At 32.4% G+C, this 8553-nt stretch carries 14 protein-coding genes and 2 tRNA genes (1 of these 16 only partly in view); 7 read left to right on the forward strand and 9 right to left on the reverse strand.

The window, feature by feature from the left end; all coding sequences use genetic code 11:
- Positions 1 to 141: a hypothetical protein gene (locus tag ACZ5EP_RS07890; RefSeq protein WP_464508675.1), complete on the forward strand. Its 141-nt coding sequence runs from the start codon at positions 1 to 3 to the stop codon at positions 139 to 141.
- Here the strand turns inward: ACZ5EP_RS07890 and ACZ5EP_RS07895 are convergent, their stop codons facing one another.
- Complete coding sequence (locus ACZ5EP_RS07895) at positions 142 to 693, reverse strand: TrmH family RNA methyltransferase (RefSeq protein WP_464508676.1); 552 nt, start codon at positions 691 to 693, stop codon at positions 142 to 144. It abuts the gene before it with no gap.
- A gap of 151 nt (positions 694 to 844) precedes the next feature.
- Between ACZ5EP_RS07895 and ACZ5EP_RS07900 the strand changes: the two genes are divergently transcribed.
- On the forward strand, positions 845 to 1066 hold the full coding sequence (locus ACZ5EP_RS07900) for a DUF6364 family protein (protein ID WP_127682023.1): 222 nt from the start codon (positions 845 to 847) through the stop codon (positions 1064 to 1066).
- Positions 1063 to 1470 carry a type II toxin-antitoxin system VapC family toxin gene (locus tag ACZ5EP_RS07905; protein ID WP_464508677.1) on the forward strand — a complete coding sequence of 136 codons (408 nt, stop codon included), beginning with the start codon at positions 1063 to 1065 and terminating at the stop codon, positions 1468 to 1470. Before ACZ5EP_RS07900 ends, ACZ5EP_RS07905 begins: the two co-directional genes overlap by 4 nt.
- Before the next feature lie 169 nt (positions 1471 to 1639).
- Here ACZ5EP_RS07905 and ACZ5EP_RS07910 read toward each other — a convergent pair whose 3' ends face one another.
- The 5 genes from ACZ5EP_RS07910 to ACZ5EP_RS07930 are packed head-to-tail and all read right to left on the reverse strand — an operon-like array spanning position 1640 to position 5047.
- On the reverse strand, positions 1640 to 2419 hold the full coding sequence (locus tag ACZ5EP_RS07910; RefSeq protein WP_464508678.1) for a metal ABC transporter permease: 780 nt from the start codon (positions 2417 to 2419) through the stop codon (positions 1640 to 1642).
- Entirely contained in the window at positions 2407 to 3129 is a 723-nt protein-coding gene (locus ACZ5EP_RS07915) for a metal ABC transporter ATP-binding protein (RefSeq protein WP_127682017.1), read from the reverse strand. Before ACZ5EP_RS07915 ends, ACZ5EP_RS07910 begins: the two co-directional genes overlap by 13 nt.
- On the reverse strand, positions 3126 to 3929 hold the full coding sequence (locus tag ACZ5EP_RS07920; protein ID WP_464508679.1) for a metal ABC transporter solute-binding protein, Zn/Mn family: 804 nt from the start codon (positions 3927 to 3929) through the stop codon (positions 3126 to 3128). Before ACZ5EP_RS07920 ends, ACZ5EP_RS07915 begins: the two co-directional genes overlap by 4 nt.
- A complete protein-coding gene (locus ACZ5EP_RS07925) occupies positions 3898 to 4296 on the reverse strand; it encodes a Fur family transcriptional regulator (RefSeq protein WP_127682013.1) in 399 nt (132 codons plus the stop codon). Before ACZ5EP_RS07925 ends, ACZ5EP_RS07920 begins: the two co-directional genes overlap by 32 nt.
- 37 nt (positions 4297 to 4333) lie before the next feature.
- A complete protein-coding gene (locus tag ACZ5EP_RS07930) occupies positions 4334 to 5047 on the reverse strand; it encodes an AraC family transcriptional regulator (RefSeq protein WP_127682011.1) in 714 nt (237 codons plus the stop codon).
- An 83-nt stretch (positions 5048 to 5130) separates the two neighbouring features.
- On the opposite strand from ACZ5EP_RS07930, the gene ACZ5EP_RS07935 reads away from it, so the two are divergent.
- The 3 genes from ACZ5EP_RS07935 (at position 5131) to ACZ5EP_RS07945 (ending at position 5772) form a co-directional block, all read left to right on the forward strand.
- On the forward strand, positions 5131 to 5544 hold the full coding sequence (locus ACZ5EP_RS07935) for a hypothetical protein (RefSeq protein ID WP_464508680.1): 414 nt from the start codon (positions 5131 to 5133) through the stop codon (positions 5542 to 5544).
- A gap of 43 nt (positions 5545 to 5587) precedes the next feature.
- Positions 5588 to 5663 (forward strand) — tRNA-Asn (locus ACZ5EP_RS07940).
- A gap of 32 nt (positions 5664 to 5695) precedes the next feature.
- A tRNA-Gly gene (locus ACZ5EP_RS07945) sits at positions 5696 to 5772 on the forward strand.
- 75 nt (positions 5773 to 5847) lie between these two features.
- On the opposite strand, the gene ACZ5EP_RS07950 is transcribed toward ACZ5EP_RS07945, so the two are convergent.
- The 3 genes from ACZ5EP_RS07950 to tatB all read right to left on the reverse strand — a co-directional run bounded on the left by ACZ5EP_RS07950 (position 5848) and on the right by tatB (position 7944).
- A complete protein-coding gene (locus ACZ5EP_RS07950) occupies positions 5848 to 6429 on the reverse strand; it encodes a Tll0287-like domain-containing protein (RefSeq protein ID WP_464508681.1) in 582 nt (193 codons plus the stop codon).
- A 304-nt stretch (positions 6430 to 6733) separates the two neighbouring features.
- Positions 6734 to 7618 (reverse strand): RluA family pseudouridine synthase, encoded by an 885-nt coding sequence (locus tag ACZ5EP_RS07955; protein ID WP_464508682.1) that lies wholly within the window; start codon positions 7616 to 7618, stop codon positions 6734 to 6736.
- On the reverse strand, positions 7618 to 7944 hold the full coding sequence (gene tatB, locus ACZ5EP_RS07960; RefSeq protein ID WP_464508683.1) for a Sec-independent protein translocase protein TatB: 327 nt from the start codon (positions 7942 to 7944) through the stop codon (positions 7618 to 7620). Before tatB ends, ACZ5EP_RS07955 begins: the two co-directional genes overlap by 1 nt.
- Positions 7945 to 8015: 71 nt before the next feature.
- Between tatB and purB the strand changes: the two genes are divergently transcribed.
- Positions 8016 to 8553: the 5' end (the start) of an adenylosuccinate lyase gene (gene purB / locus ACZ5EP_RS07965; RefSeq protein ID WP_464508684.1), read on the forward strand. The gene runs 794 nt beyond the window's last position; only the first 538 of its 1332 coding nucleotides appear in the window; the start codon lies at positions 8016 to 8018; the stop codon falls past the right edge of the window.

An 8553-nucleotide genomic window follows, 5' to 3' on the forward strand; every position in this document is an offset into this window, starting at 1 on the left:
ATGAAAAAAATTTTATTTGGTATCTGTGTTCTTTTTTTTATTACGGGATGCAGTTCCAAGCAGGAAGTAAATAAAGGCAATTCCATACAAATGCAAAAACAGGATGCAAATAAAGCATGGAAAGAGCTGGACACTCAATAATTAATTTTTGGGTTTGTGTCTTACTCTTCTCAGTTCTTTTTCTATAATATCGTCATATGCCCATTTTTTAAGGGTTTTTTCAATCAGTTCCTGAGGCAGTGAAGGAGTGTCATACATGCCTTTTGCGGCTCTTTGGCGTTGAGCTTCATACAAAATGACCGCATTTGCTACGGATACGTTAAGACTCTGGCTCATTCCGTACATCGGGATTATTACTTTTTTATCTGCGTATTTTATACTTATGTCGCTTGCACCGTCCACTTCGTTGCCTAATACTATTAAGGTCGGTTTTGTATAATCAACTTCCCTGAAATCGACCGTTTCCTCATCAAGCAGCGTTACTACCACCTGATAGCCTTCTTTTTTAATGCTTTTATAAAATTCCTCAATATCTTCAACATATTCGTGAAATATCCATTTATGCGCACCCATTGTTATTTCGTTGTTAAGTTTAACTTTTCTCTGGTGTCTGTAGTAAAGCTTTCCGACGTTTACGGCATCGCATGTTCTGACGATTGCCGAGAGGTTGTGTGATGAGAATACATAATCCATAAAAACCCTCAGGGTATTTTGACGGGTGTTTAAAATACTTTTCATTTTTTCAAGACGCTCTTCGCTTACAAGATACAAGGTTTTCCTTTTTTGTTGAAATTATACTAAAATTGTCGTATAATAATAAATAAACTATACAACAAGGATTGAAATGAATGCAAAAATTACTCTTTACAGTGATAAAGAACTTATTGAAAAAATAAAAAAATATGCAAAAAAGAAAAATACGAGTGTATCAGCAATAGTTAATGAATTTTTTAAATCACTACTTGAAAAAAATCAATCCGCCCCTATTACCGATTCTTTGGCAGGAATTTTAAAAGATGTAAAAATTGAAGATTATAAAAAACATTTGGAAGAAAAATATTTATGAAAATATTACTAGATATAAATGTCGTTCTCGATTTTTTCTTACAAAGAGAGCCGTTTTTTGAAGAAATGTATAAAATTTTCAGTGCAGTTGAAAATAAAAAGATTGAAGGTTTTTTATGTGCTTCAAGTATAGATACAATACATTATTTAACTTCAAAGTCTCTTAATAAAAAAACGGCGGATGAAATAGTATATAAACTTTTAAAACTGTTTGAAATAGCCGAGGTTAACAAAGCGGTTTTGCTTGAAGCGCTAAATAGCAGTTTTAACGATTTTGAAGACAGCATTGTTTATTCAAGCGCATATATGAAAGGTATAGATTATATAGTTACAAGAGATAAAAAAGGCTTTAAAACATCAAAAGTGAAAATTCTGACTCCTGCCGAAATGACTGCTAAACTTTAGAAGAAATTTCTTCTAAAAAATCGCAGATGTCGACGTTAAGTGCTTTTGCAATCTGTATTAAATGAATTATATTGAAGTGTTGTTTTTTATGATAAATTTTCGCACATGAAACTATACTTACAGATTTATGGCCTATTGAATGAGCAAGTTCTAATTAAAAAATACCTTTTTACCTTTTCCTAAACATACTCAAAAAAAGTCCCGCGGCAGCAAGTATAACGATAATCGGTGTCGGTGCCAAATCGTAAAAATAGCTGATAATAATACCTGCTGTTATAAATACTGCGGAAAAGATGGAGCTTAAAATTATCATCTGATAGAATTTTTTGGTAAATTTTTCCGCTATTAAAGGAGGTATGGTAAAAAGGGCCAGAATTAAAATAATACCTATAGATTTAACGCTCATAACGACGGTCAGAGATGTTAAAATTAAAAAATAAGTATATAAAATATTAGCGTTTACGCCTCTGACCTTTAAAAATTCCATATCGTAGCTCATTGCAAGAAATCTGTTATAGAGAAAAATTACAGATACAATCAGTAAAGCGTCTATTGCCGACATTATTATCAAGTCTTTGTTTTCAATAAGAAGAATATTTCCAAACAGATAGCTTAGAGCGTCGGCATTGTATCCGGGTGTTAGATTTAGAAAAATAATACCTATACTCATTCCTATCGCCCATATAACACCTATAAGACTGTCGAGCCTGTGACGGTAGTATATTGCTATGAATGACAGTATAAAAGCAAGAAGCAGAGTAAAGAGTGTTGTTGAAAGCAGTATATTGACTCCAAGAAAAATGCCTATACCTATTCCTCCGAAACTTCCGTGTGCGATACTTCCGGTAATGGCTGTGGCTTTGTTTATAACTATCAAACTTCCGATAATTCCTATCGCTATGCTTAAAAGCGCTCCGGCATATACCGAATTAGATATTAAATCCCACACGATTCTTCCTTTAAAAATTCTATAAGTTCAACTTCACAGAAATGTTTGTCTTTAGGAATATTTAGTTTAGGCCCCTCGTGAATTACCGCTTTTTTATTTATAAAGGCGATTTTGTCCACTTTTCTGAGAAGTATTTTTATATCGTGACTGACAACGATTCTTGTAATATCAAGACTTTCTATTAAATCGAGTATTTCCTGCTGTCCTGCAGGGTCGATTGCGCTTGTCGGTTCATCCATGATTATTATTTCAGGTTCGCTTACAAGCGCTCTTGCTATTAAAACTTTTTGTCTCTGTCCCCCTGAAAGGTCTTTTATTTTTCTGTCGGCAAAATGTTCTATTTTAAGGGTTTGTAAAGTTTTCATCGCTTTTTCTTTATCTTTTTTATTGTAAAAAAATTTTCCTTTTTTCAGTCTTCCCTGCAAAACTATGTCAAATACCGTAATAGGAATATCAAGTGAAAAATTCGTATGCTGAGGTACATATCCGATTATTTCTTTTACTTTTTCAGGTTTTTTTCCGTATATGAAAATTTCGCCTTTTGTCGGTTTTAAAAAACCTAAGATCAGTTTTAAAAGAGTGGTTTTCCCTCCGCCGTTAGGACCTATTATTGCCATAAACTCTTTATCTTTAAGAGAAAAATTTATATTTTCCAGCACCGTTTCTTTATCATATTGAAAATAAAGGTTTTTTACGTCCAGTGCATTCATTTCAAAACCTCTATAAGCCGATTTATTGTAACCGAAGGTTTTTCATTTAACGGAGAAATCACAACTACTTCGGCGCCAATTTTAGACGCAACGATTTTTGCGTATTTAGTCGGAAATTCAGGTGAAATTATTACAGTTTTTACACGGTCTTTTTTTGCCAGTTTTATAATTTTTGCTAAATATGCGAAGCTTGGGCTTTTACCTTCTTTTTGAATGGCAATTTCCTTGATCATAAAATCTTTTGCGAAATAGTGAAATGAAGGATGAAAGGTAATAAAAGCTTTTTGATGAATATTGTTAAAGCCTTTGGTTTCAAGTTTTGCAAGCTTGCTGATATATGTTTCATAATTTTTCAGATAGAAGTTTTTATTTTTAGGATCATGTTTTAATAAAGTGTCTAAAACGATTTTTGATTCAAGTTGCAGCAGTGCCGGGCTCAGCCAGATGTGGGGATTGGAGTCTTTTTTAAGATATTTTCCGAAATCTATGATTTCAATTTGCGGATTTATTTCTTTAATTTTGGAAATATATTTTTTATCAAACGGCACTCCAACAGTAAAATAAATATCTGATTTTTTTAGTTCTTTTAGCTGTTTGAAGTTGGGAGAATAAGTTGCCGGCGAATTTCCCGGAGGAACCATTACGTTTACGCTTACCTTGTCTCCTCCTATTGCCTTAACAACGCCTTTTTGAGGCAGTATCGTCACACTTATATTCAACGCAAAAAGCGGTGTCATAAAAAACATAATTAATAATGTTTTTAACTTTTCACTTTTCATTTTTAACTTCTTTGCATTCATCGCATATTCCTTTAAAAATAACTTCTATCTCTTCAATATCGTATTCGCTGTAATTGGAAAGACTTAAAATATCTTCGGCGTTAAAAGGTTTAAGACAAAATATTTTCTTGCATATTCTGCATTCAAAGTGGGGATGGATTGGATTGTGGATTTTACAGTTCAGTTCGTAATAACCTATACCTTCACTGTTTTTTATTTCCCTTATGGTGTTTTTTTTAAGCAGATGTTTTAAGTTTCTGTATATGGTTGCTTTGTCTACGTCAAGAAAATCCTGCAACTCTTTTGCACTAAGCAGATGTTTTTCTTCTAACAATAAAGCTATTTTAAGTTCCGTTTTTTTGAGATTTTCTATGTTTTGACAATTCATAATAAAATTATATCAAAAATGCAACTCAGTTGCAAAATCAGTGTTTAGGTGTAAAACCGAATACTTTTTTAAATTCTTTTATAAAATGGCTTTGATCGCTAAAACCCGCAAGTGTTGCCACGATAGACAGGTTTTTTTCTTTTTTCATAAGCTCTATCGCGTAATTTAATCTTTTGATTATTATATATTGATGGGGTGTAAGTCCCGTTTGGTTTTTAAAAAGTCTTAAAAAATGGTATTTACTTAAATTTTCTAAAGCCGCTAGATCTTCTAGGATAATTTTATCTGTAAAACGGCTGTTTATGTATTCCAAAGAGGATTGCAGTTTTTTTTCCGGAAGATGAATTGTCTGTCTGCTGTAAATAAGCAGTTTTTCAAAGAAAAAATAGATGGATTCTTCCTGATTGTTGTACATTTTTATAAAATAACCGTTAAGTTCTTTGGAATTTATTTTATTTTCGAAAATTAAATTTTTTTTATTGGCTATTTCATAGGTGATTTCATTAACCGTATCCGTATCTAAAACGATACTTTTATATTCCCATATTCCTTTTGTTACATAATGGACTTCATAAGGATTGATAATTCTAAAATCGTTTTTTTTATAAGTGATTTTTTTACTGTTAAACATGACTTCACATTCCCCGTTTGTTATCAGTGCAAATGAATATGTCTGATGAAAATGGGGTTTAAATTCGGTATTTTGATTTTTATTTTCAATATAAGTAAGTTTGTTTTTAAATTCAATCATGATTAACCTTAAAATAATATAATAGAATTATAATTTATTATAAGATACTTGCGATAGTAAAATATTGCTTTAAAAGGATGTTTATGTTAAAAAAAGCTTTTAATCTTTGGCTGAAAATAGCGATTTTTATGCTGTTTATTATAATTGCGGACTTTATGATATTCGAGGTGTTGCTAGTTTACTGGCATCTGTTTTTTTATATGAAAGAAATTTTTATAACTATTTTTGCAGTTACTATTATATTCAGCATATTTGCGGTAGGATATTTTTTTGAACAGTTTGGAATTCAACTCAAAGCAAAGAACAGATTTTTTAAATATATTAAAATTTACTTCTCTGTTCTTTGGAGAGCTTTAATTATAGTGACTCCGGTTATCGGTTTAATTGCTTATGTTTTTCATGGTAGTATCGGAAGCAGAATAGCTACTATTTTTATAGAAATACTAGCCGGTTTTCCGGCAATATACTGGTATTTAAAAAAATTAGATAAAAAATAATACTTGCAAAGTTTTGAATTTTTGTTATAATTTCAATCCGCATTCCGGCGTAGCTCAGTCGGTAGAGCAGACGGCTGTTAACCGTCGGGTCAGAGGTTCGAGTCCTCTCGCCGGAGCCATTTAAGTATGTTCTTACAGTGCCAGGCACTTTGCGGGCTTAGCTCAGCTGGCTAGAGCGCCACCTTGCCAAGGTGGAGGTCGCGGGTTCGAATCCCGTAGCCCGCTCCATTGAAAAAAAGAAATTTTTAAATTAACACTGATTTAGTGTCAGGCGCTATAATTTTATGAAAAAATAAAAAAAGGCTATTGAATAGCCTCTTGAGGAATTGTAGCCACAACTACCCCTCTAAAGTCTCCTAATTTATATCCCATTGCTTTGTCATTAGGATAGTTTTCATGAATTTTTTCTGAAATTTTTGGATTTACGTTTGAGCCGTGACACATTAAACAGGCTTTTGATATTCTGAGAGGTTTATAATATTTATAATATGTTTTACCGTTTATATGAACTTTTTGTATATAGTATTTTGGAAGTTTTCCCGTTTGTTTTAAGGCGTTTTCGAAATATTCCAACGCTTCTTTTTCATATTTGTCTGGTTTGTCCAGAGGATCCCTGTATTTAAAAGTAGTTCTTTTTAATTCTATGCCGTTTCCTATGGAGTTTTCTACACTTTTTGTAATTGAATATGCTTTTTCGGCACATATATTTATTGCTGCTAAAGGGCCTTTGCTTTTCATAGTTGTAACAAGTTCGCCTTTTAACTTTTTCATAAGTTTCATACAGCAGCTGTTACCTGTTTTAATAATTGCCTGGTCGTTTTTAGCGGTTACTGTTGCAAAACTTAATGTAGAAAGCATCAAAACAGTAATCGTTTTTTTCATCATCCTTTCTCCTTTAATATTGTATTCATTAAATTTTAATAATTATCTTTATTTGTTTCAATAAATAAATTTCGGGATAACAAAAAAATTTTTTATTTTTTTTATTTTTGGTAAAAATTATGTAAAAAATGTTATTTTTGTGAAAAATGCAATAAATGGTTAAAAAGAAAAATTGAACAATTATATTACATGTATAAAGTGACAGACACTGTAAATAAAAAAACCTAAACAGGCCGAATCGGCCTTGTAGAGGAGGTTTTAAACTTTTAAGGAGGGGAAATTGAGTTTGAATTATAACTAAAAAAGCTTAATTTTCGCTTAATTCTTTTTCAAAAGATCTGCTTGTAATTACATATTTGTTATTCATAAATATAAATTCAAGATAATAAGCATGAAGCATAAGCCTTTTTGCGCCCGTTTTTTCAATACGTTCTTTTTCATCAATCAGTTTATTTAAGTATCTGTCGGCAAATTCGTTATTGACCCCGTATAGCGGATCTCCTACTATCGGATGTCCTATGCTGTACAGATGAACTCTTATCTGATGCTGTCTGCCCGTTAAGGGAATGCATTCTACGAGAGTTTTGTTTCCTATTTTTTTTATAGGTTTTATTATCGTTATTGACTCTTTTCCTTCCGGATGAATCATAACTTTTACTTTTATATTTTCATCTTTGTTTACGGCTATAGGCTTTTTAATGGTTGTTTCTTTGTTTAAATGACCGTTTATTAAAGCAAGATATTTTTTTTGTATTTCTTTGTCTTGGAAAGATTTTTTTAACACGCTTTCACTGAATTTATTTTTACTGGCCATGACGAGCCCGCTAGTCTCTTTATCCAAACGATGGACCAGGTTTGCGTCATTACCCCACAACGCTCTTACATCATCAAGCAGGCTTTTCGTATTGGCAAGTTTTTTAGGATGGATTGCGACACCGCTTGGTTTGTCGAATATTGCAAAATGGGCTGTTTCAAATATAGGTTTTAGTCCGTATCCGTTGGGTTCAAAAACAATGCATTTTAATTTGCCGCTTGCTCGGGCGCTTTTTTTCGTAACTCTTTTATCATTGACGGAAACTCTCCCTCTGTCAATGGCTCTTTTGGCTTCTCTGACGTTAAATCCGAGTTTTTTAACTAAAAAATCAAGAATTTTTTCATCATTTATTAAAAACTCTTTAACAATAAAACCCATTATTTAAGCATATCCGAATAATCTTTCTTTTTTCCCATTGCGGTTAAATCATCTAAGCTTGTCAGTCCCTGATTGATAGCTCCCACGTCACTGTCTACTTTTTTTTGTAATTCCTGAAGCTGTTTTTTATATTTTTCCATTTCTTCTTTCATTTCCTCAAGTTCAAGTTCTCTTCTGATATCAGCAGTTGCGTCTCTCCACATTTTTTTAAGTTTTCCGACGAATCTTCCTACTTGAACCATTGCTTCCGGCAGTTTGTCAGGACCTAGAACAATAACCGCTATTATGGCTATGAATAAAATTTCATTAAATCCTAAATCAGGCATTAGTCACCTTTTTTAGTGAATTATAGCACAACTAAGTTAATTTGATACAATTACATTAAAAAAGGCAGGGTATGGTTGAAAGATATGCTAGGGAAGAAATGAAAAAACTTTGGGATATGAATGCAAAATATAAAGCATGGCTTGATGTAGAAATAGCGGCTGTTAAAGCATGGAACAAACTTGGGCTTATTCCTGACGAAGATGCCAGAAAAATAGAGCAAAACGCAAAATTTGACATTAAAAGAATCGATGAAATCGAAAGAGAAACAAAACACGATGTTATAGCGTTTTTAACAAGCGTGGCTGAAAGTTTGGGTGAAGAGAGCAGATGGGTTCACTACGGTATGACTTCAAGTGACACTATCGATACTGCAGTAGCGCTTCAGATGAGAGATTCTCTCAAAATCATTATCGATGATGTTAAAATGGTAATGGAATCAATAAAAAAAAGAGCCATGGAGCATAAATATACACTTATGGTCGGAAGAAGCCACGGTATTCACGGTGAACCTATTACATTCGGGCTTGTTTTATCAATCTGGTACGATGAAATGAAAAGACATCTTAAAAACCTTGAAGAAACGCTTGAGGTAATCAGTGTAGGTAAAA

It is taken from the genome of Nautilia abyssi, from assembly GCF_055388085.1.